Here is a 23,643-nt window from a genome sequence, read left to right on the forward strand (position 1 = left end):
TTATGAACTTAGTAAAAAAATACACCCCGTTAATACTTTTTATAGGGCTGGTTGCTCTTGTAATTCTGAATGCATCGAGCTTTATATCAGGAGCAATCTCTCTCTTTGATGTAATATCAACCTTGATTTATGGTGCTGTTATTGCTTTTGTGCTTAATGTTCCTATGAAAAAAATTGAACAGTACTTAGTTAAATTGAAGGTAAAGGCAGAGTTGCGTCGTCCGATTGCCATGGTACTTGTTTTCCTAGCTCTTATCTTAATCGTGATTGCTCTTTTGGTTTTGGTGCTGCCAACCCTAGCCCAGACTATTAGTCAGCTGGGAACAGTCCTTTCAACAGTCCTTACTCAACTTGGGAAATTGCTAGGCAGCTCGGAATTTGTAACCAAAGACATGTTGTCAACTATCGTATCAGGCATACAGGGACAATCTAGTTCTATTAGCCAAGCTTTGATAGGTTTTTTATCAGGTCTGACTAGTAATATCGGCAATATTTTTTCAAGTTTGATGAATGCCTTTTTGATTATAGTCTTCACCTTTTTATTTTTATCCAGTAAGGAACATTTGGCAGCGATGACGAGTCGACTTCTAAAAGTTTTTCTTCCAGAGAAGGTGGTGATAAAGTTGACTTACATTGGACAAGTAGCACTAGAGACTTATGACCAATTTTTGATGAGTCAGCTGATTGAAGCAGTTATCATAGGAGTTATGATAGCGGTTGGTTACAGCGTGTTTGGGATACCCTATGGAGTAATGACAGGTATCTTTGCAGGAGTGCTATCGTTCATTCCTTATGTAGGGCCTATGATTGCTTGTGTTGTGGGAGCGATTTTTATCTTCACAGTGAGTCCTACTCAAGCCTTACTTTCTCTTCTTCTATATCAAGTTATACAGCTGATTGAAGGAAACCTTATTTATCCTAGAGTTGTAGGTCAGTCTATTGGTTTGCCAGCTATTTTCACGCTTGCGGCTGCTAGTATTGGAGGGAATCTTTTCGGACTACTTGGAATGATATTCTTTACCCCCGTATTTGCTGTTATCTATCGACTGGTTAAAGAATTTGTCGTTGCAAAGGAAAATCAGCTAGATTAAGAAAAACTAAATTTAATAAGATATACTGAGAAGAGAGTGAGAGATTCTCTTCTCTTTTATTTTTAAATACTTTTCTACAAAAAGCTATTAGACGTTAAAAAAAGCCTTGGTTTCAAGGCTTATTTCTGTTGATTTAGATGTGCCCCCTGCAGGGCTCGAACCTGCGCCCCATAGCTTAAGAGTCTACTGCTCTACCAACTGAGCTAAGGAGGCAACAGAAAAAGCTGAGAATGTAACTTCCCAGCTATTTTAATATGCCCAAAATGGCAGCTAGATTATTTACGAAAGGCATCAAGGATATAGGTGAAACCAACAATTAAAAATGCAAAGGCAACGACATAAACGACAAAGACACTTGTAGCTACTGGATTGAACAAAATCACTAGACCTAGTAAAAATGCAAGCAACGCTATCCACATGATATGGTTGCCAATAATAGGGAAAATCAATCCCAGACGATTGCCTTTAAAGAAAGCTATAATGGCTTCTACAATTAACCAAATTCCTAAAATAGTTGGAATGACAACTGGCAGCGTCACAAAGCCATAGGCAACGAGGTAAAGAGCTAAGAGAAGATTAACAATCCCTTGGAAAAGATGAGCTGGTGAGCGAAGCTCTTTTGGTACAGAGAAATAGCCTAAAATAGCTGCTATAGAAGAAACCAGTAAACCAAATGCAATCCACCAGCTGTAAGCAACAAGATTAGCTACTGGGTTTGTAAATAGGAAAAGTCCTAAAAGGACAAAAACAACTCCTGCAAGGAATAGCAGTAAACGATTAGAAAATTTCATTTCAATACCCCCTATATAGTATAGTCTGATAATAAAACTATTATACTTATTTTTATAGAAAATGTCAATAAAATAAATAAACAATTTGGAAGTTTCAGTCTGACTTACAAAAAGAAAAGGAGTTTCCACTCCTTTTCACAGATTGAAGACAAAGTCCTTATAAAAGTGTCTTCTAAAGATTTTAACTTCAATCTGAAGCGAGGTTATCCTCGCTTTTTCTATTTATCAAACAATTCCTTATTTTCAATTAAGAGTTCTAGTGGAGATTTATCCCTTGCTACAATAAAACCAGGTTCATATTGGTTATGAAGTGTTCTTTTCTGAGAAGTTGGATCAATATACAACTCATCTCCATCTTCTGTGTATAGTTGGTTGCCTCTTGTTAAGTAAAGTAAATCCTCTAAGTACTGTCCATCAGTTTCTAGAAAATCTTCGATGTATTTGACAGCTTTTAAAATCTCACTTACTTTATCAGAGTATTCATTAGATTCAAGAACACTCTTTTCTAACTCAATCTCTTTACTCGTTCCAAATAGTTGGGTTGGAGTTGCATTAAAATATTCTGCTATCTTATCCAAATTTGCAAAGGTAGGATAGCTTTTTTGTTTTTCGTAGAGGAGCAAAAGAATTTTTTTACACACAAAATATATCTTGAGCATCTGTTGATGGGACATAAGTAGGGAGGACACAAAAAAAGCCCTGATTCCAAGGCTTTTCCTGTTGTATTTAGATGCCCCCTGCAGGGCTCGAACCTGCGACCCATAGATTAAGAGTCTACTGCTCTACCAACTGAGCTAAGGAGGCAAAGAAAAAGCTGTATTGGTGCCGAAACTTCACGGTTTGTATTGAACCCGCGCAATTAAGCAGGTGGGCAACTCGCTCTAACTGAAGCTGTTTCCGTGTGAGACGGCCTACATGCTGTTAGAAGACTTTTGTTTCCCTAATAATACAAAAAATAGTCGGTCAACACTTAAGTGTGAAGTCGTACACCACAGCGTTTCTATGTTTATATGATACCACTTTTTCAAAAAAAATCAAGAGGAAAATTTATTTTTTTGAAAAGGATTTCACAAGTCCCGTAATTTATCAATGGTTTCCTTGCGTTGCGCCAAGGCCCGTTCGTACTTGCCAGTATCTTCTGGAGAGAAGTAGTGATGATCTCGAATTTTTTCTGGCAAGTAATCTTGTTTGACCCAGTGTCCAGGATAGTTGTGCGGATAGAGATAGTTTTGCGCATTCCCTAGTTCCTTGCTTCCACTGTAGTGGCCATCGCGCAGGTGTCGAGGGATAGGCAAATGCCCTGATGTTTTGAGATCAGCAAGGGCCTTGTCCATGGCCACATAGGCTGAGTTGGATTTTGGAGAGAGGGCCAAATCAATCACGACATTGGCAATGAGAATGCGAGCTTCTGGAAAGCCAATCTTTTGAGCAGCATCTAGAGCAGTTACGGTATGAATCTGAGCTTCAGGATTGGCCAAACCGATATCTTCATAAGCAATAACAGTCAAGCGACGAGCGAGACTAGGCAGATCCCCAGCCTCAATCAAGCGGGCCGCGTAGTGGAGACTGGCATCAACATCCGAGCCACGGATGGACTTTTGCAGTGCTGAAAGGACATCGTAGTGACCGTCCCCATCCTTATCCATGGTAATGTAACTCCTCTGCAGGCTGTTTTCCATGATATCAAGAGTGATATGACGGATGCCCTTGTCATTTTCGGGAGTAGAAAGAACAGCCAAGTCAAGTGAGTTGAAGGCAGAGCGAAGATCTCCGTTTGTAGAAGTTGCGATGAAATCCAGCGCATCCTCATCTAGCTCAACTGGAAAATCAAAACCACGCTCAGGGTCAGTTAGAGCTATCTGAAGAGCCTCTTTGACGTCTTGGTTAGACAGAGGTTCCAACTCAAAAATTTGAACACGGCTACGGATGGCAGGAGTGACAGAAAAGAAGGGATTTTCAGTCGTAGCACCAATCATGATGACCAGACCACTTTCTAAGAGTGGTAGAAGAAAGTCTTGCTTAGTCTTGTCAAGACGATGAATCTCGTCTAGTAGCAGTACAAGGCCACCTGAGAATTTAGCCTCTTCAGCGATTTCTTGCAGTCGCTTTTTACTATCAACAGTCGCATTGAAGGTCCGAAAGGCATACTTGGTCGTTCCAGCGATGGCAGAGGCGATACTGGTCTTTCCGATACCCGGAGGTCCGTAGAGAATCATGGAGGACAGGCGGTTGGCCTCCACCATGCGGCGGATGATTTTTCCTGATCCGACTAGATGCTTCTGACCGATGACCTGGTCGATGGTTTTTGGGCGCATGCGAAGTGCGAGATTGTCAGGCATAGCAGTCCTTTCTAACATGGATTTTCTGATGTATATGTGGTAAGATGGTAGTATCTATTTTAGCATAATTCCGAGTAATCGGGGCGATTTAAGAGTCGCATAGAAAGAGGACAAAATGGCAACATACGGATTTTTAGATGTTTTAGAGGAAGAGTTGGACAAGAACTTTCCATTTGACTATGAGATTAGCTGGGACAAGCGCAATCATGCAGTTGAAGTGAGTTTTTTATTGGAAGCACAAAATGCTGCTGGAGTGGAGATGCTGGATGAGGATGGAGAGGTCTCATCAGACGACATTCTTTTTGAAGAAGCGGTACTCTTTTACAATCCTGCCAAGTCAACAGTCAATGAGGAAGACTATTTGACAGTTATCCCTTATCTACCCAAGAAAGGTTTCTCTCGCGAGTTTTTAGCTTATTTTGCGCTTTTCCTTAAAGATACTGCCGAGGTTGGACTAGATGCTCTCATGGACTTTTTGGAAGACCCAGAAGCAGAAGAATTTGTCATGGAATGGAACCAAGAAGTCTTTGAAGAAGGGAAAGCAGGCTTGGAAGAGGGAGAATTTTATCCTTATCCGAGATACTAGGAGTTGGTTGGAGGTTTTATGAAGAAAATTGGGACTTATTTGATCTATGTGCTAGCTTTTGTATTTATTATGCTAGCTTTTGCTTGTGGAACCATCGCATTTGCAGAGTTGGGGTATGCCGCAGTTTTAGCCTTTACTTTTGGTTATGCCTTCGCTCTTTTAAGTATGTATTTAATCTTTATTCTTCATGAGCTGGGACATGCTTTTTGTGGCTACTTGACAGGCTATCGGCTGGTGGCTTTTGGATTAGGACATTTTATTTTGACCAAAAAGTCAGGCAGGTTTCATCTTAGTAGAACAGCCATTCTGAAAAATGTTGGTGCTCAATACATTGGTTTAAAAGAGGATGAGAGCGATCAAAGAATCATCCTGATGCTTTCAGGAGGCTTGATGGTTCATCTCAGCTTGATGTTATTGGCGATATTGTTTGGATTTTTGACAAGAAGCTGGTATTTTGCAGGGACTTGGATTTTTCTTAATTTGTCTTTCTTCCTAAATAACATTTTGCCAGTCGACATCACCGATGGAGCAAAAATATGGGAATTGCTACAACACCCTGAAAATACGAAATACGCCTACCTGATGTTGAGGCATTCTGCCCAGACCTTGCTAGCTCCTCAAGAATATGATTTAAAAGACTTTATCATTCCTGTTGCTGAGGATGCGAAAGGGAGTTTTGCAGAAAGTGTTCAGACTCTTCAGGGGTTGGTATTCATATTGGATGATAATATAGAACTTGCAAAGCAACAGTTGCAGTCTGTGCTAGAGAAAACAGACAATCCGATGTCTCAAACTCTTTCCCAATTATACCTTCTTCAAATTGCCTTGCTGGAAGGAGATTATGAGAAAGCAGAGGAATATGCAAGCAATCGAGGGGTCAAATCCTTTCTATCTATAAAAACAGCAGATATGCAGGTCATTCAAGCTTGGTACCAATTTAAGGTAAGGAAAGATGTAGTTCAAACTCACAAGGCTATGAAGATTGCTAGACATAAAATGAATAGCAGCCGGATGTTACGGGATGAGAAAAGCTATTATCAAAACTGGTTAGCCGAGCTGGAAAAGGAATTAACCGAAGGAGTCTAATATGGAAATAGAGATTTCTGATTTCACAGGCTGTAAGATTGCTTTGTTTTGTGGGGATAAGCTCTTGACTATCTTACGCGATGATAAGGCAAGTATTCCCTGGCCCAATATGTGGGAACTACCAGGTGGTGGACGAGAGGGGGATGAAAGTCCTTTTGAGTGCGCAGCGCGTGAAGTTTTTGAAGAACTGGGAATTCATCTGACTGAGGATTGTCTGATTTGGAGTAAGGTTTATCCAAGTATGCTTTTTGAAGGTCAGCAGTCTGTCTTTATGGTTGGTCAACTAAGTCAAGAACAATTTGACAATATTGTCTTTGGCGACGAAGGACAGGGCTACAAGTTGATGAGAATTGAGGAATTTCTAAATTCTAAACAGGCAGTACCTCAGTTGCAAGGAAGATTGAGGGAATATTTGGAGGAAGTAAAATGATTTTTGCAATTGCAACAACGACGTTAAATAAGGAAGTTAAACGCAAACTAAAAACTGGACAATATTCTAGAGAAGAAGCTACATTCATCTATATGGAATATTTAAAGTTAAAAAAACAAAGGGAAGGTGGCACTAAAGTAGCAGGGATTTCTATGGCCCTTATCTGGGGGTTGCTGTATGTTCTGTCTTTACAAGTTGAGAATACTCAACCACTTTCATTTTCAGTATATTTTTTATTTTTGATACTGCTTGCAGGAATTGTTCTATTTGTTTATTATCTTACGTTTGGTATTTTTAAACAGCAGATTCATAGCGCAATGAAAGAACACTATACAGATGTGATTGAAGAATTTAAGAAAAATAAGGAAGATTCAAAATGGAAACATGGCAAGAGTTAAAAGTTACAGTGAAGCGTGAGGGAGAGGAGCTGGTCTCCAACCTCCTGATTGAGCTGGGGGCGCAAGGTGTTGCGATCGAAGACAGCATGGATTATGTGGGAAATGTGGATCGTTTTGGTGAAATTTTCCCAGAGGTTGAGCAACAAGAGGAAGTCGTGGTGACAGCCTACTATCCTGAAACGGTTGATGTGGCAGTGGTTGAGGCAGATTTGCAGGCTCGTCTAGCAGAATTGACAGACTTTATGGATTTGGGTGAGGTCAAGATGGGGACGACTGCCTTGGCTGAGGAAGACTGGGCAGATAACTGGAAGAAATACTATGAACCAGCTCGCATTACTCATGATTTGACCATTGTGCCGTCTTGGACGGACTATGAGGCGACTACGGGAGAAAAGATTATCAAGCTGGATCCTGGTATGGCCTTCGGAACTGGAACCCACCCAACGACTAAGATGAGCCTTTTTGCTTTGGAGCAGGTTCTTCGTGGTGGTGAGACAGTAATCGATGTGGGGACAGGTTCAGGTGTTCTCTCTATTGCCAGCTCGCTGCTTGGTGCCAAGGAAATTTTCGCCTATGACCTAGATGATGTGGCAGTTCGTGTGGCTCAGGAAAATATTGAGCTCAACCCTGGCATGGAAAATATCCATGTTGCTGCTGGAGATTTGCTCAAGGGTGTGGAGATTGAAGCAGATGTCATTGTGGCTAATATCTTAGCGGATATTCTCATTCATCTGACAGAGGATGCTTATCGTTTGGTCAAGGATGAAGGCTACCTGATCATGAGTGGGATTATCAAGGACAAGTGGGACATGGTGCGCGAGTCGGCTGAGTCAGCTGGTTTTTTCCTTGAAACCCACATGATTCAAGGGGAATGGAATGCCTGTGTCTTCAAGAAGACTAAGGATATTTCAGGTGTGATTGGAGGCTAGCATGCAACAGTATTTTGTAAAAGGCAGTGCTATCTCTCCAGTGACTATCGGGGACAAGGAAACCAGCAAGCATATGTTTCAGGTCATGCGCTTAAAAGAAAATGATGAAGTTACCTTGGTCTTTGATGATGGCGTCAAGCGTTTGGCGCGCGTGATAGATGTGGAAGCGCGTCAGTTTGAGTTGGTTGAAGAATTAGTTGACAATGTGGAACTGCCAATCCAAGTGACCATCGCATCAGGATTTCCCAAGGGAGACAAGCTAGAGTTCATCACTCAAAAAGTGACGGAGCTGGGAGCCAGTCAAATCTGGGCCTTCCCTGCCGACTGGTCCGTTGCCAAGTGGGATGGCAAGAAACTAGGCAAGAAAGTCGAAAAACTAGAAAAAATCGCCCTTGGAGCAGCCGAACAAAGCAAGCGTAATATCGTTCCAAGTATTCAGCTTTTCGAGAAAAAAGCAGATTTTCTAGCTCAGTTTGACCAGTTTGACTCTATTGTAGTGGCCTATGAAGAATCAGCAAAAGAGGGAGAAGCCGCTGCGCTCTTACAAGCAGTCACTGGCCTTGAAAAAGGAGCTAAATTGCTCTTTATCTTTGGTCCAGAAGGCGGTCTCTCACCAGTAGAAATTGAAAGTTTTGAAGCTAAAGGAGCAGTCTTGGCAGGGCTTGGTCCTCGCATCTTGCGAGCTGAAACAGCACCACTTTACGCCTTATCAGCCCTTAGTGTTTTAGTAGAATTAGAGAAATAAGAGGAAGAAAATGGAACAAAAACACCGTTCAGAATTTCCAGAAAAGGAACTTTGGGACTTAACAGCCCTATACCAAGACCGTGAGGATTTCTTGCGTGCAATCGAGAAAACGCGCGAAGACATCAATCAATTTAGCCGTGATTACAAGGGCAATCTTCATACTTTTGAGGATTTTGAGAAGGCCTTTACGGAATTGGAACAAATCTATATCCAGATGAGCCATATCGGCAATTACGCCTTTATGCCTCAGACGACAGATTATAGCAATGAAGAATTTGCCAATATTGCCCAGGCTGGGATGGAATTTGAAACTGATGCCAGCGTAGCCTTGACCTTCTTTGACGACGCCTTGGTGGCTGCAGACGACGAGGTATTGGACCGTTTGGGTAAATTGCCTCACTTGACGGCAGCCATTCGTCAGGCCAAAATCAAAAAAGCCCACTACCTAGGGGCTGATGTGGAGAAAGCTTTGACAAATCTGGGAGAAGTTTTCTACAGTCCACAGGACATTTACACTAAGATGCGAGCTGGGGACTTTGAAATGGCTGACTTTGAAGCCCATGGCAAGACCTATAAAAACAGCTTTGTTACCTATGAGAATTTCTACCAAAACCACGAGGACGCTGAGGTTCGTGAGAAATCTTTCCGCTCCTTCTCAGAGGGACTCCGTAAGCATCAAAATACGGCAGCTGCAGCCTATTTAGCCCAAGTTAAGTCTGAAAAACTATTGGCTGATATGAAGGGCTATGACTCAGTCTTTGATTATCTCCTAGCTGAGCAAGAAGTTGACCGTGCCATGTTTGACCGCCAGATTGACCTCATCATGAAGGATTTTGCGCCAGTTGCTCAGAGATACCTCAAGCATGTTGCCAAGGTGAATGGTCTTGAAAAGATGACCTTTGCAGACTGGAAATTGGACTTGGACAGCGCCCTGAATCCTGAAGTGACTATTGATGACGCCTATGATTTGGTCATGAAGTCAGTAGAACCTTTGGGACAAGAATATTGTCAGGAAGTTGCGCGCTATCAAGAAGAACGCTGGGTGGACTTCGCTGCTAATAGTGGCAAGGATTCTGGCGGGTATGCGGCGGATCCATATCGCGTGCACCCTTATGTCCTCATGAGCTGGACTGGTCGTTTGAGCGATGTTTATACCTTGATTCATGAAATCGGGCATTCTGGTCAATTCATCTTTTCAGATAATCACCAAAGCTACTTCAATGCCCACATGTCTACTTACTATGTCGAAGCGCCATCAACCTTCAATGAATTGCTTCTCAGTGACTACTTGGAGCACCAGTCTGATGATCCACGTCAAAAACGCTTCGCTCTTGCTCATCGCTTGACAGACACCTACTTCCATAATTTCATCACCCACCTCTTGGAAGCAGCCTTCCAGCGTAAGGTTTATACATTGATTGAAGAAGGGGAGACCTTTGGAGCAAACAAGCTCAACAGCATTATGAAGGAAGTCTTGACGGATTTCTGGGGAGATGCCATTGAGATTGATGATGATGCAGCTCTGACTTGGATGCGCCAAGCTCACTATTACATGGGATTGTATAGTTACACCTACTCAGCTGGACTTGTTATCTCGACTGCGGGGTACCTTCATTTGAAACATTCAGAAACTGGAGCTGAAGATTGGCTCAATCTCCTTAAATCAGGTGGTAGCAAGACACCACTTGAGTCAGCCATGATTATCGGAGCGGATATTTCAACAGATAAACCACTCCGTGATACGATTCAGTTTCTGTCTGATACAGTTGACCAGATTATCGCCTACAGTGCGGAGTTGGGGGAGTAAAGAGGATTTAGGATAAGGATATGAACAGAGAATGGCTTTTTGATAAGTTACTAGAAATGTAGAGGTATTGACCATGTATCAAGAGTTACTTAGAAAAATAGCAGAAGAAAAACCGAGCTATCGTCAAGAAGAACTCCAGTGGTTACTTGATCACATAGGGGATCCCAATCCAGAGATTCGTGATGAATTGGTTTTTACTAGTTTGGCTAGAGGGATTCAGGAAGAGCTATTTACACAGGATCAATTTCATTTCATTGCTGAGGTGGTCTCATCTGATGGAGGACTAGATAAAGAGATTGATAAGATAGGCCTGTCAACACTTGAACGTTCTTTTAGGGCGCTAATTTATGCCAATCTCTTGTCTGCGGATGGTAACGAACACTCTCTTTTCTATAAAGGTTTAAAAACTGATATAAGAAATGCTATGCTATCTCAAGGTTTGTATTACCTTAAAAAAGAAAAGGATACGACAGGTTTTTCAAGTCAGTATGGTTGGGTTCACGCTTTTGCGCATGGAGCGGATCTCTTGACTGAAGTCGTTTGTCATCCAGATTTTCCTAGTAACAGAGTTTCTGAAGTATTTGATGTACTGGGTCAACTATTTAAAAGAATTACCATTCGTTTTACAAATGATGAGGATTGGCGGTTAGCGAGAGTACTTTATGAACCCATTTTGCAAGGGAAATTAGGGCAACAACAAGTAGCTTCTTGGATAAAAACGGTTGATTTTCCAATAGAAGAGAGGGAAGATTTTTATAAATTTTCCAACTTCAGATCCTGTTTGTTGGAAGTCTATGTTCAACTTGACCAGAGAAATAGTTTACAAGATGACTTGAAAGAAGCAATCCAGTCTTTTCAATACTAGAAAATAGCGAATAGTTCTATGAATTTCAATAAAATTTTCCAGTCAATTTTCTTGAAACCCTTTCCTTCTTTTGATAGACTAATACATAGTTTGAAAAAAGGAGACTTATCATGAAAAAATTTGTTGCTGAATTAATCGGTACATTTATGCTTGTGTTCATTGGAACAGGAGCTGTTGTTTTTGGAAATGGTCTTAATGGCCTTGGACACCTTGGAATTGCTTTTGCCTTTGGTTTGGCAATTGTAGTTGCAGCTTACTCAATCGGAACTGTTTCAGGTGCTCACTTGAACCCAGCGGTTTCGATCGCTATGTTTGTAAACAAACGTTTGTCATCTTCAGAACTTGTAAACTACATCCTTGGACAAGTAGTTGGAGCTTTCCTTGCGTCAGCTGCAGTATTCTTCCTCTTGTCTAACTCAGGCATGTCAACTGCAAGTCTTGGTGAAAATGCCTTGGCAAACGGTGTCACTGTCTTTGGTGGTTTCTTGTTTGAAGTTATCGCAACTTTCTTGTTTGTCCTAGTTATCATGACTGTAACATCAGCAAGCAAAGGCAATGGCGCAATCGCTGGTTTGGTGATTGGTTTGTCATTAACAGCCTTGATCCTTGTAGGCTTGAACATCACTGGACTTTCAGTAAACCCAGCTCGTAGCTTGGCACCTGCTGTCTTGGTAGGTGGCGCAGCCCTTCAACAAGTATGGATTTTCATCCTTGCCCCAATCGTTGGTGGCGTTCTTGCAGCACTTGTTGCGAAAAATTTCCTTGGAACAGAAGAATAATTGAAACTCAAAAAGCCTTGCTCCTCAGTTTGAGGAACAGGGCTTTTTCGTATATGTTTAACGGTTGTCAATTTTCTCTGGATAAAGGTCGTGCTGGAAGAGGCGTTGTTCTGCCAAACCTTCATACTTGCTTCCAGGTCTACCGTAGTTGTAGTAGGGGTCGATTGAGATGCCACCGCGCGGAGTGAATTTTCCCCATACCTCCAAATAGCGAGGGTTTAGTAGATTGACCAAGTCTTTCCCGATGGTGTTGATACAGTTTTCGTGAAAATCCCCATGGTTTCGATAGCTAAAGAGGTAGAGTTTGAGGGATTTTGACTCGACGCAGAGCTTGTCAGGAATGTAGGAAATATAAATCGTCGCAAAGTCTGGCTGAGCAGTGATTGGGCAAAGGGAGGTAAATTCAGGACAGTTGAATTTGATGAAATAATCATTTTCCACATGACGATTGTCAAAAGATTCGAGAACTTCTGGTTGATAGTCAAAAATGTAGTTGGTTTCTTTGTTGCCGAGGAGGCTAAGGTTTTTCATTTCTTCTTGTTGTGACATGTTTTTTTCTTTCTAATCTTAAACACCACGTTGGTTATCGTAGAGGAGGGTATGAAGTTGGGGAAGGACGCGGACATTGCCCCAGCTGTCGTCAGCAGCGACACGTTCCCAGAGTTCTTTGAGACGGTCTAGTTGGTCTTGGACAATATTGCCTGTAGCCTTGGGCTCAGGATTTCCAGCCGATAAGAAGAGGACATCTGGTTGATAGCGTTCTTGAATGCCTTTGGCAAAGGCTAGATCTGCATCATCAAAGACAGGAATTTTAAAGGTGACCTTGTCTGGATCCAGTTGGGAAACGATAAAGTCCAAGGTCTCGAAGTTGACTTCCATCTTGGATGAAGGAGGTTTGGGACTCAGAGTGACCTGGTCAATATCTTTTAACCAATTTTGCCAGCGGGAGCCTTGGGTCTCAACAGCCAGAGTGACACCACGTTCCTTGAGCTTGGTGACGAGTTGAGCCATGTTGGCTGCTAGGATAGCAGGATTTCCGCCAGATAGGGTTACATAGTCGTAGCTTCCTAGCTTATCTAAGGCAGCAATGACTTCATCAGCGGTCATGCGAGTTGGCTTTTCAGAACCATCCCAAGTAAAGTCAGAGTCGCACCAGTCGCAATGGTAGTCGCAACCAGCAGTACGGACAAACATGGTTTTCTGCCCGATGGCACGACCTTCACCTTGAAAGGTTGGGCCAAAGATTTCCAGAACTGGTAGTTTGAGGACACGTTCCCTAGTCATCTAACCACTCCCGTCTAAACTCTGCAAAGGCAGTCGGAGTCTCATAGAGACGAACGTATTCCATACGGAGACCGCGTTCGTCTGGCAACTCTTGACTCATGGTTTGGAAAATCCAGTAAACCATGTTTTCAGCGGTTGTATTCATATAAGGCAGGGTTTCATTGAGATAGCGATGATCCAAATGGGGCTCTAAGTAGTCCTTGTAGATAGCTTTGATATCTCCAAAATCGTAGGTCATACCCCGTTCATCTAAAAATCCACTGACAGCAATCTGCAGATGATAAGTGTGGCCGTGCAGGGATTTGCATTTTCCCTCATAGTGAAAGAGGTGGTGGGCAGCGTCGAAAGTAAACTCTTTTGATACCAAGGTTCTGTGAGGATTGTAGACAAGAGACTCCCCAGTTTCCTGTTTGATTTCTTTGGGTGCAAAAAACATTAGCCCACTCCTTTCTGTGAGAGATAAACATCAAGGCCATGCTGACGTAGATGGCAGGCTGGGCAATCTCCGCAGCCACTACCGATAATCCCATTGTAGCAGGTTAAGGTCTTCTCACGAACGTAGTCAAAGGCACCAAGTTGGTCGGCTAACTCCCAAGTTTCAGCCTTGTCTAGCCACATGAGAGGTGTTTGGATAACAAAGTCATAATCCATGGCAAGGTTGAGAGTAACATTAAGGGATTTGATAAAGACATCACGGCAGTCAGGGTAGCCTGAGAAGTCTGTCTCGCAGACACCTGTCACGATATCATTAATACCTCGTTGCTTGGCAAGAACTGCTGCAAAGGATAGAAAGAGGTGGTTGCGACCGTCAACAAAAGTATTGGGAACCTCTCCCTCTTTTTGCTCAATCTCCAGATCAGAGGTCAAGGCATTTTCAGTGATTTGTCCCAGCAGAGACATATCTAAGATGTGATGACGAATGCCCTGTTCCTTAGCGATTTCTCTAGCAACTTGAATTTCGAGATGATGGCGTTGGCCGTAGGCAAAGGTGACGGCTTCGACTGTTTCATAGTGTTCTTTAGCCCAAAAGAGGCAGGTTGTGGAATCTTGACCGCCACTAAAGACGACCAAGGCTGATTGACGTTTCATAGTACTCCTTCCAAAGTGGAAAATGTTCAGAGCACGCAAAAAGCTCCCTTTAGGGGAGCTAAAAAATACCAAGTAGAGGTTTTTTTTAGCGATGGCATGTCCCAAACATCGTAATATTCTACCTACAGTCTAGCATATTTTTTGAAAAATGGCAAAGGGCAAGAAAAAAGAGACCAAATAAAGTACTTGGTCTCTAGTATGATTAGCTCAATTCAGCAACGATGGCCTTGATTTGTTCTGCTGTGTGAACACCAGCAACTTGTTTCACCACTTGGCCGTCTTTTTTGAAGAGAAGGGTTGGGATAGACATGATTCCAAAGGCACGAGCCGTGTTTGGATTTTCATCCACGTCCATTTTAACGATTTTCAAGACATCTTCTGAAAGTTCTTCAGACAATTTGTCCAAGATTGGACCTTGCATACGACATGGACCACACCAAGTTGCCCAGAAGTCTACCAAGACCAAACCGTCTTTTGTTTCTTGTTCAAATGTTGCATCTGTAATTGCTTTTGCCATTGTATTTCTCCTTTTTAATTATATTGGCTTAAATCTTGTTTCATGAGATAGAAGAAGACATCTCCATAAGTCCCATGGTAGTCCAAATCATGACCATTGTAGGTTAATTTTTGGACAGTGTAGTAATCTGCGACGCCGATAAGGCAGGCATGTTGAGAACGTTCAAAGTCTTGGTAAGACTCGAAAGTCATGGTTCTCTCTTGCTTGCTGGCGTCTAGATAAGTAATTTCGATCATATAAAACTCCTTTGTTCGATCTTGACTTTATTGTACTCCTTGAAAAGAGGAATGTCAAGAAAAATGATTGCGCACGCAACTTTTTTAGGAAATCTGATTATGAAATGAAATCAAGACTCGTCTCCAGCCTTTCTTCGACAGCCTTTTGCAGGTAAGCTAGAGTTGTCTGTCCCTCGTCAGTCAGGCAGATAAAGCTAGCCCGTCTATCCTGATCGCAACACCGGCGACTAAGCAAACCACAGTTTTTCTCTTCTAGTCGAGCCACCATTCGAGAAACTGCGCTTGGACTGAGATGAAGCTTATCAGGTAAATCAATCTGGCGTAGAGATTTTTCTTGGGCCAAATCCAGATAGTAGAGCAGGTAAAACTCTTTCAAGGTCAACCTTTGTTCACTCTGCTGGGCAATAGTTTCTTCCAACAAGGCTTCCATTTCCTTTTGACGGCGGTTGTAGTCAAACCACTTTTCCAAATAGGTCATTGCTTTCTCCTTTCTTTTCAAAGTAAAAATCACAAAGTCATTACTGATTATCTTTGTAACACAAGATGATTGCGCATGCAATGATTATACTACTTTTAACTAATCCTTGCAAGAAAGAAGAATTTCAATATTTCCTTGAAATTTTCTGAAAAAAGAGTAAACTGGTATGCAAGAAGTTTATTTCATGGAGTTTAGGATGAAATTATATGTTCAATTGATGATTCTCTTTGTGATTTCTCTAATCGGTGAGGGAATCTCCAGTTTCTTTCATTTGCCCATCCCAGGCAGTATTATCGGCTTGATTATTCTCTTTCTAGCCCTACAGTTCAAGTGGCTAAGGACCAGACATGTCAACATGGTCGGGAATTTCTTGCTGGCCAACATGACTATTCTCTTTTTGCCACCAGCAGTAGGTATCATGGAAAAGTTTGATGTGATTGCTCCTTATCTTTTGCCTATCGTCTTGATTGTCTTTTTTGCGGCTGTCATCAACATTATTCTTATTGCCCTAGTGGTTCAGTTTATCAAGAGACGATTTGAGGGAGATTATGAGAAAGGAGATGCCAAATGAGTGAATTTGTATCCAATCCTCTGTTTGGGATTGCATTATCTATCCTAGCTTATCTAGTGGGGATGTTGATTTACAGACGTTTCCCCCATCCATTGACAACGCCCCTGCTTTTGTCAGCCATTTTTATCATTATTTTCCTTAAGGCGACGGGTATTTCTTATCAAGATTATTACCAAGGTGGGGTTTATCTGAACAACTTGATTGTCCCATCGACCGTGGCTCTAGGGATTCCGCTTTATAAGAGTTTTCACCTGATGAAGCATCATGCTCGCAGTATTCTCTTTGGTAGTCTGTTAGCAGTAGTTGTCAATACTTGTTTCACTGCCATAGTAGCGAAAATATTTGGTATGGACTTTTTCCTAGCCATTTCTCTCTTTCCCAAGTCAGTGACAACCGCCATGGCAGTGGGGATCACAGAAAAATTGCAAGGTTTGACGACTGTGACCTTGGTCGTCGTAGTGGCGACTGGGATTTTGACCAGTGTTATCGGACCAACCCTTTTGAAGTGGTTGAAAATTGATGATCCAGTAGCAGTTGGGCTTTCCCTTGGGGGAACAGGTCATGCTGTCGGAACAGGAACAGCCTTCCGATACGGCTCTGTAGCAGGAGCCATGGGTGGCTTGGCTATCGGTATTACTGGTATTCTCTACGTATTTGTAAGCCCCATCGTAGCTAGTTTGATATTGAGTTAAAAAGCAAGGAAGCTGAGTTCCTTGCTTTTTTCCAATTTTATTTTGTAAGGATTTACTTTTCTTTGCTTAAATGAATGACTTGGTCGTAGCGTTTTAAGTCCTCGTCTGTATAATGGTGAATGACTTCAATGACTGTCTGAGGTAGCGAGAAGAGGAGGTCGCTAATCTTTTTGCTATTCTCTAAGTCAAGATTGGCCTTAATCTCATCAGCCAAGATGAGTTGGCTGTCGTGATAGAGCGCGCGAGCGATTTCGAGTCGTTGTTTCTCGCCACCAGACAGGCTATCGTTGCTAAGAGTTCGATTTTTCAAATGTTCTAAACCAGTTGTCTTGAGGATATGATTCAACCTTTCTTGCTTTTTAGTCATTCCTAGAAGGATATTGTCTTCCAGAGACAGCGTGTCAAAGTAATGGCTATCTTGGAGGATATAGGAGCTAACGCTCGTGATTTCTTGGCGTGATAGGCTTTGGCCAGCAAATGCAATCCGTCCACTGGTCGCAGCCAACTCTCCATGAATGATATTGAGTAAAGTCGTTTTTCCAGAGCCACTTTCACCGATAATGGCAATCTTTTCTCCTTTCTTGATGTGCATGGAAAGAGGGGATAAAAGGACCTGTCCCTCTTTTTCTAGAGAGATATTCTCTAGTTGGACGGGATAAATGTTTTGGAAGGTGCTAGTAGAAATAGGACTAGAATTTGTGAAAAGTACTTGGTACTTTTCACAGAGGTATTGAGTTGCTTTTCGGGTGTTAGTAAAGTAGGCTAATTCTTGGAATTGATAGCCAATATTATGAGAAACGAGATAAATGGCTACAAAACTAGCTGCGTTTAAATAACCATAATAGGTCATAAAACCGCCAATGACAATAGGGGCAACGGAGCAAAAGGCATCGATGCTATTGATAAAGAGACTGTTTAGGGTACGTTGTTTCTCATATCGTATTTCCGCATCCAAACTAGTCTGTAACTGATTTTGATAGCGAGCAAAAAAGAAGTCCTGTCCCTGATAATGACGAATCTGTTGGCTACCGCCAATAAAATTTGTCAAGCTTGATAAGTAGCTCTGGTTAATAGTGGACCGCTTTTCAGAAAGTGAATCTAAACGCTTAGATCCGATGGCGCTACAGAGGACAGGGACGGAGTAGAAGAGAATAAAAATCAAGCCTAGGTAAAAATTAGTCCACAGGGCATATAGAATGGAGACGGTTGTGAAACCAAGAGAAGAAATAATGATAACGGTTGGCTCAATATAGCTCTTTTCTAACTGGTTGACGTCGTTTTCTAAATCAGACAAAATATCCTTTTCATCAATATCATAACCGCTGAGGAATCGCTTGAAAATAGCGCTTTTAATTCCATATCTGAAATCAGTAATCAAACGAGCGTAGTAATAGCGTTTTCCAGCTAGCCCCAGTAAGAGGATGAGGTTTCCAAGGATTCCCAGAATCAACACTTTCCAAAGAAGTTCCAGTTCTTGATTGGTAAAACTAGCAACGATACTCTGAATGAGCGCTGGCGTAATAATCGCTTCCAGCCATGTGATTGCAATCGAAAAGAAGTAAAGTGTTAAGTGTTTCTTTGCAACAAACGTTCTAAGCATAAAGAGCTCCCTCCTTATCAATATACAGTAATCACTTTTAAAATTATTATACTCCTTTTTATCCACATTTTCATACAATATATCTAAAAGAAAAGATCTAGCGATACAGAGTCGCTAGACCTTTAACTTATTGCAAGTTAACCTTGTTTTTCAAGATATAGTAGGTACCGAGATAGTAGATAGCTGATAAAAAGAGATCGCGCAGAATTTCTGTACCAATCATCATGTTAAAGTCATTTTCAATTCGGAAAAAGAGAGAAACATAACCAATGACGATGGCAATGACGATATAGGCTAGAATCCCCATAGCTGTTCGATACTCATTAAAGAGTTGTCCGATAGAGATGGAGAGGTAGATGGATAAAATCCATGCGATCGAACCTACAAACAGTGATAGCGCATACAGCCAGCCGTAGCTGAGGTAAGGGGAAATGAAGTTATAGAGGGCAGTGAAGTCTTTTTCTATTGGTGTTAAGAAGAAGATAATCAATATACTCAAGATAAAGACGATATAGCTTAAGATGGACCAGACAAGACCACCTAAAAGTTTTGCGATGATGATTTGGTGCTCAGAGACAGGCAAGGTCAGGGTCAAGTACCCTTGGCGGTCATAAACACTGCCCTTGAATCTTCGGATGATTAAAAAGATTGTTGCAATCCAAAGAGTGACGCTGAGTCCTCCAAAGACTAGTACTAAAAAGAAGATGAAATAAGCAGCATTGTTAGGATTGTAACTCTGGCTAAGGCTGCTAATAAAAGCTCCAATCAAAACTGAAATTGCAAGCACAGCACCGTAGAGTGCCAGATACCATTTATTGACATTTTTAAATTCATAACGAACTAGATTCCAAAACATAATAATCTCCTTTGCTTAGGCTTTAAATTCCTGGCGGAAGAGCTGGTCAATTGATTCACCTGACTCGTAACGAATATCATCAACATTTCCTTGGCGGACGACTTTTCCGTCTTTGAGGAAGATAATCTCATCCAAGATTGGCTCAATATCTGAAATCAAGTGGGTTGAAATTAGCACCGTAGAAGTTGGGGAATAGTTGTTGATGATGGTATTGAGGATATAATCACGGGCAGCTGGATCCACGCCTCCGATTGGTTCGTCCAGAACGTAGAGGCGGGCTTCACGGCTCATAACCAAGATGAGTTGGACCTTTTCCTTGTTCCCTTTTGATAGTTTCTTGAGGCGACTGTTTTCATCAATACCGAGATCGGCTAAAAGGTGTTGGGCTCTTTCGAGATTGAAATCCTGGTAGAAGGTTTTAAAATAGGTTAGAGCATCCTTAACCTTCATCTCTTCATTGAGGTAGGTTGTATCTGGTAGGTAGGAGACGATCGCCTTGGTAGCAGGACTTGGATCCTGTCCGTTAATGAGGACACGTCCTTTATTTGGTTGAAGGAGACCATTGATCAGTTTGATCAAGGTTGTTTTTCCGGATCCGTTTGGTCCAAGGAGCCCGACAATCTTTCCGGCTGAGATCTCTAGTGAGATATTGTCAAGTGCCGCGGTTGCTCCATATGATTTTGTTACATTTTCAAGTGCTAGTAGTGTCATAGTCTTAAACTCCTTTAATATAGTCGCTTAATACATTTGGCAGTTCTTCTTTTTTGTAGCCAAATTGAAGCATGCAAGAGACGAATTGTTGCAGTTGCTCCTCGGAAAGTTGTTTGCGGGACTGAAGGATGAGGTCCAAATCCTCGGTGACAAAACGACCAGTTGTCCGCTTGCTGTATACAAATCCTTCACGTTCAAGGTCAGACAAGGCGCGCTGAATGGTATTAGGATTGACCCCAGCCTCGCTCGCCAAATCTCTCACGGTAGGGAGCTGTTGGTTGGGTTCCAGTTCATGGGAAACAATCTGTAATTTGATTTTTTCCATAATCTGTAAATAAATCGGTTTTGTATTATCAAATGACCAGGACATCATAGTCTCCTTTCTTTGTCTTTGTTGTTCTAATTAAATAATACAATAAAACAAAAAACTTGTCAAGTAAAAATAAGAATTGTTTTGGGAATTGCTCAAAAAATGGTATAATGAAAAGAAAACGACAAGGAGGGAAATGCATGCGTTGTCCAAAATGTGGGGCTACCAAGTCTAGTGTTGTTGATAGTCGACAAGCCGAAGAAGGAAATACCATCCGTCGAAGACGTGAGTGCGACGAGTGTCAGCATCGTTTTACAACCTATGAACGAGTAGAAGAAAGAACGCTGGTTGTTGTCAAAAAAGACGGTACGCGAGAACAATTTTCGAGAGATAAAATCTTTAATGGGATTATCCGCTCAGCCCAGAAGCGTCCTGTGTCAAGTGATGAAATCAACATGGTGGTCAATCGCATCGAGCAAAAACTCCGTAGTCGCAGTGAGAATGAGATCCAAAGTGAATATATTGGTTCTTTAGTCATGGAAGAATTGGCGGAGCTGGATGAGATTACCTATGTTCGTTTTGCCAGTGTTTATCGTAGCTTTAAGGATGTGAGTGAGTTGGAGAGTCTGCTCCAGCAAATCACCCAGTCCTCTAAGAAGAAAAAGGAAAAATAGATGAAACCAAATGACCGTTTTTCTTTTCTAAAGAATAATCGGGTGTCGCAAGATACCTCTTCTCTGGTGCAGTGCTACCTCCCGATTATCGGTCAGGAGGCGCTGAGCCTCTATCTATATGCCATTACCTTTTGGGATGGTGGACAAAAGGAACACCTCTTTTCCCACATCCTCAACCACTTAAACTTTGGCATGCCGACCTTGCTCCAATCCTTCAAAGTCTTATCTGCCTTAGATCTGTTGACCCTTTATCAAAGGGGAGAAACTTATGAATTACAGCTTCATTCTCCCCTCTCCAGTCAAGAATTTCTAAGCCATTCTGTCTATAGCAGATTATTAGAGAAAAAGATTGGGGATACAGCTGTTTCTGCTATGAAGCAGGCTCCAAGTGAGGGAGAAGCACTCTCTGTTTCTTTGAGTCAAGTCTTTCCAACCCTGACTGAAGAAGTGACACCAAGCGAGTCTAAAAGCAAGTTAAAAAATGATTTTGACTTGGAACATTTCCAGCAGCTGATGGCTCGAGATGGCTTGCGTTTTGAAGACGAGCAGGCGGATGTTTTGGAATTGTTTGCCATCGCAGATGAAAAAAAGTGGACCTGGTTTGAAACCTATCAATTAGCTAAGGCGACAGCTGTAGCTCAGGTTATTTCTGTCAAACGCATGCGTGAAAAGATAGCACAAAAACCAGCTACTTCTGACTTTAGCCCCAAAGAAATGACCATTATCAGGGAAGCCAAAAATAAAACTCCCCTACAATTTTTAGCGGAAATCAAGCAAACGCGTAAGGGGAACATCACCCAGAGTGAGCGAGAACTCCTTCACCAGATGGCGTCTTTAAGCTTGCTGGACGAAGTCATCAATATCGTCTTGCTTCTAACCTTTAACAAGGTTGATTCGGCTAATGTCAATGAAAAATATGCCATGAAGGTCGCAAATGACTATGCTTACCAAAAAATTCGGACAGCAGAAGAAGCTGTGCTTCGGATTCGAGAGCGTCAGCAAAGAGGGCAGGAAGACCAGAAATCGAAAACTAGCTCGACTAAGACCAATGTTCCCAAGTGGAGCAATCCAGAATACAAGAATCAAACCAGTGAGGAAACTCGTCTGGAACTAGAACGTAAAAAACAAGAAATGTTAGCCCGATTAGAAGAAGGAGGAGACTAGATGGAAAGTGTGGGTGACGTTATCAAACGTCAGACAAGTCGTTTTCAGTATCAGGACCTAGTCCAGCAGATTATGAAAGACCCAGATGTAGCGGCTTTTATCCAGAAAGAATCCCTCAGTCCAGAGGAGTTGAATCGTAGCATCTCCAAGTTCAACCAATATATCACAGAACGGGACAAGTTTCTTCGTGGGGATGCGGACTATATAGCGCGTGGCTACAAGCCCATCTTGGTTATGAATCACGGATATGCGGATGTGTCTTATGAAGAAACACCAGAACTAATCGCGGCAGAAAAAGAGGCTGCAATTAAGAATCGTCTTAAGTTGATCAATCTACCAGCAAGTCTCAAGAAAGCGAAATTGGCTCAGATTGACCTGGATGATCTAGGACGGTTACCGATTTTTGAGAGACTCTATTCCTTTGTTGACCTTTACCCAAGCATCCGAAAGGGCCTCTATCTTTACGGAGATTTTGGTGTCGGTAAGAGTTTCATGATGGCAGCTCTGGCTCACGACCTATCTGAAAAACGTGGGGCCTCAACAACTATTCTCCACTATCCAAGCTTTGTCATTGATGTGAAAAATGCCATCGGTGAAGGATCTGTGAAAACTTTGGTGGATGACATCAAGTTAGCAGAAGTCTTGGTCTTGGATGATATTGGTGCAGAGCAGTCAACACCTTGGGTGCGTGATGAGATTCTCCAAGTTATTCTCCAGTATCGTATGCAGGAAGATTTGCCGACCTTCTTTACTTCCAACTTTAATTTCCAAGATTTGGAAAAACATTTTGCCAAAGGAAAGAATGGAAATGACGAGACTTGGGAAGCTAGACGGGTCATGGAACGAATCCGTTATTTAGCAGAGGAAACGAGACTAGAAGGAGAAAATCGCCGATGACAGAAACCATTAAACTGATGAAAGCTCATACTTCAGTTCGTCGCTTTAAGGAGCAAGATATTCCTCAAACAGACTTGGACGAGATTCTGACTGCTGCTCAAATGGCGTCATCTTGGAAAAATTTCCAATCTTACTCTGTGATTCGTGTACGCAGCCAAGAGAAGAAAGATGCCTTATATGAATTGGTTCCCCAGGAAGCCATTCGCCAGTCAGCAGCCTTTTTGCTTTTTGTCGGTGACTTGAACCGAGCTGAAAAGGGAGCAAGCCTTCATACGGACAGTTTCCAACCTCAAGGAGTGGAAGGTCTCCTTATCACGTCTGTGGACGCTGCGCTTGCAGGGCAAAATACCTTGCTTGCAGCAGAGAGTCTGGGATATGGTGGTGTTATCATCGGTTTGGTCCGTTACAAGTCAGAAGAAGTGGCAGAGCTTTTTAACCTTCCTGACTATACCTACCCTGTTTTTGGGATTGCCCTTGGCGTGCCAGATCAACAACACGATGTCAAACCAAGACTGCCTTTGAACCAAGTGGTATTTGAAGAAGAATACCAAGAACAGCCAGTAGCGGCGATTTTGGACTATGACAAAGTACAGGCAGACTATGCTGGTGCGCGTGCGACGACCTCTTGGAGTCAGCGTTTGGCAGAGCAGTTTGGTCAAGCCGAACCTAGTTCAACTCGAAGAAATCTAGAACAGAAAAAGTTATTGTAGAAAGTGAG

The 23,643-nt window shown here is 42.1% G+C and carries 30 protein-coding genes and 2 tRNA genes; 16 read left to right on the forward strand and 16 right to left on the reverse strand.

Features of this window, described 5'->3' with window-relative positions:
• The first annotated feature begins 2 nt into the window (after nt 1-2).
• Nucleotides 3-1,091: a membrane protein gene (locus V470_02220; GenBank protein AHZ47260.1), complete on the forward strand. Its 1,089-nt coding sequence runs from the start codon at nt 3-5 to the stop codon at nt 1,089-1,091.
• Between the two features lie 140 nt (nt 1,092-1,231).
• On the opposite strand, the gene V470_02225 is transcribed toward V470_02220, so the two are convergent.
• The 5 genes from V470_02225 to V470_02245 form a co-directional block, all read right to left on the reverse strand.
• Nucleotides 1,232-1,304 (reverse strand) — tRNA-Lys (locus V470_02225).
• A 62-nt stretch (nt 1,305-1,366) separates the two neighbouring features.
• Nucleotides 1,367-1,882, reverse strand: coding sequence for a membrane protein (locus V470_02230; protein ID AHZ47261.1), 516 nt, complete (start codon nt 1,880-1,882; stop codon nt 1,367-1,369).
• Nucleotides 1,883-2,100: 218 nt separating this feature from the next.
• On the reverse strand, nt 2,101-2,556 hold the full coding sequence (locus V470_10550) for an XRE family transcriptional regulator (protein ID AJZ74443.1): 456 nt from the start codon (nt 2,554-2,556) through the stop codon (nt 2,101-2,103).
• A 57-nt stretch (nt 2,557-2,613) separates the two neighbouring features.
• A tRNA-Lys gene (locus V470_02240) sits at nt 2,614-2,686 on the reverse strand.
• A 263-nt stretch (nt 2,687-2,949) separates the two neighbouring features.
• Nucleotides 2,950-4,221: a recombinase RarA gene (locus V470_02245; GenBank protein AHZ47263.1), complete on the reverse strand. Its 1,272-nt coding sequence runs from the start codon at nt 4,219-4,221 to the stop codon at nt 2,950-2,952.
• Nucleotides 4,222-4,336: 115 nt separating this feature from the next.
• On the opposite strand from V470_02245, the gene V470_02250 reads away from it, so the two are divergent.
• The 9 genes from V470_02250 to V470_02290 all read left to right on the forward strand — a co-directional run bounded on the left by V470_02250 (nt 4,337) and on the right by V470_02290 (nt 11,846).
• Nucleotides 4,337-4,807, forward strand: coding sequence for a hypothetical protein (locus V470_02250; protein AHZ47264.1), 471 nt, complete (start codon nt 4,337-4,339; stop codon nt 4,805-4,807).
• 18 nt (nt 4,808-4,825) lie between these two features.
• The gene (locus V470_02255; protein ID AHZ47265.1) at nt 4,826-5,893 is read left to right on the forward strand and encodes a peptidase M50; all 1,068 of its coding nucleotides are present in this window, start codon (nt 4,826-4,828) and stop codon (nt 5,891-5,893) included.
• 1 nt (nt 5,894) lies between these two features.
• The gene (locus tag V470_02260; GenBank protein ID AHZ47266.1) at nt 5,895-6,323 is read left to right on the forward strand and encodes a DNA mismatch repair protein MutT; all 429 of its coding nucleotides are present in this window, start codon (nt 5,895-5,897) and stop codon (nt 6,321-6,323) included.
• Nucleotides 6,320-6,721, forward strand: a complete 402-nt coding sequence (locus V470_02265; GenBank protein ID AHZ47267.1) for a hypothetical protein — start codon at nt 6,320-6,322, stop codon at nt 6,719-6,721. Before V470_02260 ends, V470_02265 begins: the two co-directional genes overlap by 4 nt.
• Nucleotides 6,700-7,650 (forward strand): ribosomal protein L11 methyltransferase, encoded by a 951-nt coding sequence (locus V470_02270; GenBank protein AHZ47268.1) that lies wholly within the window; start codon nt 6,700-6,702, stop codon nt 7,648-7,650. Before V470_02265 ends, V470_02270 begins: the two co-directional genes overlap by 22 nt.
• A gap of 1 nt (nt 7,651) precedes the next feature.
• Nucleotides 7,652-8,395: a 16S rRNA methyltransferase gene (locus tag V470_02275; protein AHZ47269.1), complete on the forward strand. Its 744-nt coding sequence runs from the start codon at nt 7,652-7,654 to the stop codon at nt 8,393-8,395.
• 10 nt (nt 8,396-8,405) lie between these two features.
• Nucleotides 8,406-10,202: an oligoendopeptidase F gene (locus V470_02280; protein ID AHZ47270.1), complete on the forward strand. Its 1,797-nt coding sequence runs from the start codon at nt 8,406-8,408 to the stop codon at nt 10,200-10,202.
• Between the two features lie 73 nt (nt 10,203-10,275).
• Nucleotides 10,276-11,067 carry a hypothetical protein gene (locus tag V470_02285; protein AHZ47271.1) on the forward strand — a complete coding sequence of 264 codons (792 nt, stop codon included), beginning with the start codon at nt 10,276-10,278 and terminating at the stop codon, nt 11,065-11,067.
• Between the two features lie 110 nt (nt 11,068-11,177).
• A complete protein-coding gene (locus tag V470_02290; GenBank protein ID AHZ47272.1) occupies nt 11,178-11,846 on the forward strand; it encodes a porin in 669 nt (222 codons plus the stop codon).
• A gap of 57 nt (nt 11,847-11,903) precedes the next feature.
• Here the strand turns inward: V470_02290 and V470_02295 are convergent, their stop codons facing one another.
• The 7 genes from V470_02295 to V470_02325 all read right to left on the reverse strand — a co-directional run bounded on the left by V470_02295 (nt 11,904) and on the right by V470_02325 (nt 15,450).
• Nucleotides 11,904-12,395 (reverse strand): 7-cyano-7-deazaguanine reductase, encoded by a 492-nt coding sequence (locus tag V470_02295; protein ID AHZ47273.1) that lies wholly within the window; start codon nt 12,393-12,395, stop codon nt 11,904-11,906.
• An 18-nt stretch (nt 12,396-12,413) separates the two neighbouring features.
• Nucleotides 12,414-13,130, reverse strand: coding sequence for a 7-carboxy-7-deazaguanine synthase (locus V470_02300; protein ID AHZ47274.1), 717 nt, complete (start codon nt 13,128-13,130; stop codon nt 12,414-12,416).
• A complete protein-coding gene (locus tag V470_02305) occupies nt 13,123-13,566 on the reverse strand; it encodes a 6-pyruvoyl tetrahydrobiopterin synthase (protein AHZ47275.1) in 444 nt (147 codons plus the stop codon). Before V470_02305 ends, V470_02300 begins: the two co-directional genes overlap by 8 nt.
• Entirely contained in the window at nt 13,566-14,219 is a 654-nt protein-coding gene (locus V470_02310; protein AHZ47276.1) for a 7-cyano-7-deazaguanine synthase, read from the reverse strand. The genes V470_02305 and V470_02310 overlap by 1 nt, the downstream gene beginning before the upstream one ends.
• A gap of 202 nt (nt 14,220-14,421) precedes the next feature.
• Nucleotides 14,422-14,736 carry a thioredoxin gene (locus V470_02315; protein ID AHZ47277.1) on the reverse strand — a complete coding sequence of 105 codons (315 nt, stop codon included), beginning with the start codon at nt 14,734-14,736 and terminating at the stop codon, nt 14,422-14,424.
• Nucleotides 14,737-14,750: 14 nt separating this feature from the next.
• The gene (locus tag V470_02320) at nt 14,751-14,972 is read right to left on the reverse strand and encodes a hypothetical protein (protein ID AHZ47278.1); all 222 of its coding nucleotides are present in this window, start codon (nt 14,970-14,972) and stop codon (nt 14,751-14,753) included.
• A 97-nt stretch (nt 14,973-15,069) separates the two neighbouring features.
• Nucleotides 15,070-15,450, reverse strand: coding sequence for a MarR family transcriptional regulator (locus V470_02325; protein AHZ47279.1), 381 nt, complete (start codon nt 15,448-15,450; stop codon nt 15,070-15,072).
• A gap of 196 nt (nt 15,451-15,646) precedes the next feature.
• Between V470_02325 and V470_02330 the strand changes: the two genes are divergently transcribed.
• Both V470_02330 and V470_02335 read left to right on the forward strand, forming a co-directional pair.
• On the forward strand, nt 15,647-16,021 hold the full coding sequence (locus tag V470_02330; protein ID AHZ47280.1) for an LrgA: 375 nt from the start codon (nt 15,647-15,649) through the stop codon (nt 16,019-16,021).
• Entirely contained in the window at nt 16,018-16,713 is a 696-nt protein-coding gene (locus V470_02335) for a membrane protein (GenBank protein ID AHZ47281.1), read from the forward strand. Before V470_02330 ends, V470_02335 begins: the two co-directional genes overlap by 4 nt.
• Nucleotides 16,714-16,765: 52 nt before the next feature.
• Here V470_02335 and V470_02340 read toward each other — a convergent pair whose 3' ends face one another.
• The 4 genes from V470_02340 to V470_02355 form a co-directional block, all read right to left on the reverse strand.
• The gene (locus V470_02340) at nt 16,766-18,313 is read right to left on the reverse strand and encodes an ABC transporter ATP-binding protein (protein AHZ47282.1); all 1,548 of its coding nucleotides are present in this window, start codon (nt 18,311-18,313) and stop codon (nt 16,766-16,768) included.
• Nucleotides 18,314-18,440: 127 nt separating this feature from the next.
• Nucleotides 18,441-19,169, reverse strand: coding sequence for a membrane protein (locus V470_02345; GenBank protein AHZ47283.1), 729 nt, complete (start codon nt 19,167-19,169; stop codon nt 18,441-18,443).
• A 15-nt stretch (nt 19,170-19,184) separates the two neighbouring features.
• The gene (locus tag V470_02350) at nt 19,185-19,880 is read right to left on the reverse strand and encodes a multidrug ABC transporter ATP-binding protein (protein ID AHZ47284.1); all 696 of its coding nucleotides are present in this window, start codon (nt 19,878-19,880) and stop codon (nt 19,185-19,187) included.
• A gap of 4 nt (nt 19,881-19,884) precedes the next feature.
• The gene (locus V470_02355; GenBank protein ID AHZ47285.1) at nt 19,885-20,250 is read right to left on the reverse strand and encodes a GntR family transcriptional regulator; all 366 of its coding nucleotides are present in this window, start codon (nt 20,248-20,250) and stop codon (nt 19,885-19,887) included.
• A 140-nt stretch (nt 20,251-20,390) separates the two neighbouring features.
• Between V470_02355 and V470_02360 the strand changes: the two genes are divergently transcribed.
• Genes V470_02360 through V470_02375 form a run of 4 tightly spaced genes read left to right on the forward strand, consistent with a single transcriptional unit; the run spans nt 20,391 to nt 23,635 of the window.
• Nucleotides 20,391-20,864 (forward strand): NrdR family transcriptional regulator, encoded by a 474-nt coding sequence (locus tag V470_02360; protein ID AHZ47286.1) that lies wholly within the window; start codon nt 20,391-20,393, stop codon nt 20,862-20,864.
• Nucleotides 20,865-22,028 (forward strand): DNA helicase, encoded by a 1,164-nt coding sequence (locus V470_02365; protein ID AHZ47287.1) that lies wholly within the window; start codon nt 20,865-20,867, stop codon nt 22,026-22,028.
• Nucleotides 22,029-22,925, forward strand: a complete 897-nt coding sequence (locus tag V470_02370) for a primosomal protein DnaI (GenBank protein AHZ47288.1) — start codon at nt 22,029-22,031, stop codon at nt 22,923-22,925.
• A complete protein-coding gene (locus V470_02375) occupies nt 22,922-23,635 on the forward strand; it encodes a nitroreductase (GenBank protein AHZ47289.1) in 714 nt (237 codons plus the stop codon). Before V470_02370 ends, V470_02375 begins: the two co-directional genes overlap by 4 nt.
• The last annotated feature ends 8 nt before the right edge of the window (nt 23,636-23,643 follow it).

This window comes from Streptococcus sp. VT 162, assembly GCA_000688775.2.
GTDB lineage: Bacteria > Bacillota > Bacilli > Lactobacillales > Streptococcaceae > Streptococcus.

Bases quoted from the DNA above. Each gene is read 5' to 3' on its own strand.
- V470_02220 (AHZ47260.1), top strand. From the start codon at position 3: ATGAACTTAGTAAAAAAATACACCCCGTTAATACTTTTTATAGGGCTG.
- V470_02230 (AHZ47261.1), bottom strand. From the start codon at position 1,882: ATGAAATTTTCTAATCGTTTACTGCTATTCCTTGCAGGAGTTGTTTTT.
- V470_10550 (AJZ74443.1), bottom strand. From the start codon at position 2,556: ATGTCCCATCAACAGATGCTCAAGATATATTTTGTGTGTAAAAAAATT.
- V470_02245 (AHZ47263.1), bottom strand. From the start codon at position 4,221: ATGCCTGACAATCTCGCACTTCGCATGCGCCCAAAAACCATCGACCAG.
- V470_02250 (AHZ47264.1), top strand. From the start codon at position 4,337: ATGGCAACATACGGATTTTTAGATGTTTTAGAGGAAGAGTTGGACAAG.
- V470_02255 (AHZ47265.1), top strand. From the start codon at position 4,826: ATGAAGAAAATTGGGACTTATTTGATCTATGTGCTAGCTTTTGTATTT.
- V470_02260 (AHZ47266.1), top strand. From the start codon at position 5,895: ATGGAAATAGAGATTTCTGATTTCACAGGCTGTAAGATTGCTTTGTTT.
- V470_02265 (AHZ47267.1), top strand. From the start codon at position 6,320: ATGATTTTTGCAATTGCAACAACGACGTTAAATAAGGAAGTTAAACGC.
- V470_02270 (AHZ47268.1), top strand. From the start codon at position 6,700: ATGGAAACATGGCAAGAGTTAAAAGTTACAGTGAAGCGTGAGGGAGAG.
- V470_02275 (AHZ47269.1), top strand. From the start codon at position 7,652: ATGCAACAGTATTTTGTAAAAGGCAGTGCTATCTCTCCAGTGACTATC.
- V470_02280 (AHZ47270.1), top strand. From the start codon at position 8,406: ATGGAACAAAAACACCGTTCAGAATTTCCAGAAAAGGAACTTTGGGAC.
- V470_02285 (AHZ47271.1), top strand. From the start codon at position 10,276: ATGTATCAAGAGTTACTTAGAAAAATAGCAGAAGAAAAACCGAGCTAT.
- V470_02290 (AHZ47272.1), top strand. From the start codon at position 11,178: ATGAAAAAATTTGTTGCTGAATTAATCGGTACATTTATGCTTGTGTTC.
- V470_02295 (AHZ47273.1), bottom strand. From the start codon at position 12,395: ATGTCACAACAAGAAGAAATGAAAAACCTTAGCCTCCTCGGCAACAAA.
- V470_02300 (AHZ47274.1), bottom strand. From the start codon at position 13,130: ATGACTAGGGAACGTGTCCTCAAACTACCAGTTCTGGAAATCTTTGGC.
- V470_02305 (AHZ47275.1), bottom strand. From the start codon at position 13,566: ATGTTTTTTGCACCCAAAGAAATCAAACAGGAAACTGGGGAGTCTCTT.
- V470_02310 (AHZ47276.1), bottom strand. From the start codon at position 14,219: ATGAAACGTCAATCAGCCTTGGTCGTCTTTAGTGGCGGTCAAGATTCC.
- V470_02315 (AHZ47277.1), bottom strand. From the start codon at position 14,736: ATGGCAAAAGCAATTACAGATGCAACATTTGAACAAGAAACAAAAGAC.
- V470_02320 (AHZ47278.1), bottom strand. From the start codon at position 14,972: ATGATCGAAATTACTTATCTAGACGCCAGCAAGCAAGAGAGAACCATG.
- V470_02325 (AHZ47279.1), bottom strand. From the start codon at position 15,450: ATGACCTATTTGGAAAAGTGGTTTGACTACAACCGCCGTCAAAAGGAA.
- V470_02330 (AHZ47280.1), top strand. From the start codon at position 15,647: ATGAAATTATATGTTCAATTGATGATTCTCTTTGTGATTTCTCTAATC.
- V470_02335 (AHZ47281.1), top strand. From the start codon at position 16,018: ATGAGTGAATTTGTATCCAATCCTCTGTTTGGGATTGCATTATCTATC.
- V470_02340 (AHZ47282.1), bottom strand. From the start codon at position 18,313: ATGCTTAGAACGTTTGTTGCAAAGAAACACTTAACACTTTACTTCTTT.
- V470_02345 (AHZ47283.1), bottom strand. From the start codon at position 19,169: ATGTTTTGGAATCTAGTTCGTTATGAATTTAAAAATGTCAATAAATGG.
- V470_02350 (AHZ47284.1), bottom strand. From the start codon at position 19,880: ATGACACTACTAGCACTTGAAAATGTAACAAAATCATATGGAGCAACC.
- V470_02355 (AHZ47285.1), bottom strand. From the start codon at position 20,250: ATGTCCTGGTCATTTGATAATACAAAACCGATTTATTTACAGATTATG.
- V470_02360 (AHZ47286.1), top strand. From the start codon at position 20,391: ATGCGTTGTCCAAAATGTGGGGCTACCAAGTCTAGTGTTGTTGATAGT.
- V470_02365 (AHZ47287.1), top strand. From the start codon at position 20,865: ATGAAACCAAATGACCGTTTTTCTTTTCTAAAGAATAATCGGGTGTCG.
- V470_02370 (AHZ47288.1), top strand. From the start codon at position 22,029: ATGGAAAGTGTGGGTGACGTTATCAAACGTCAGACAAGTCGTTTTCAG.
- V470_02375 (AHZ47289.1), top strand. From the start codon at position 22,922: ATGACAGAAACCATTAAACTGATGAAAGCTCATACTTCAGTTCGTCGC.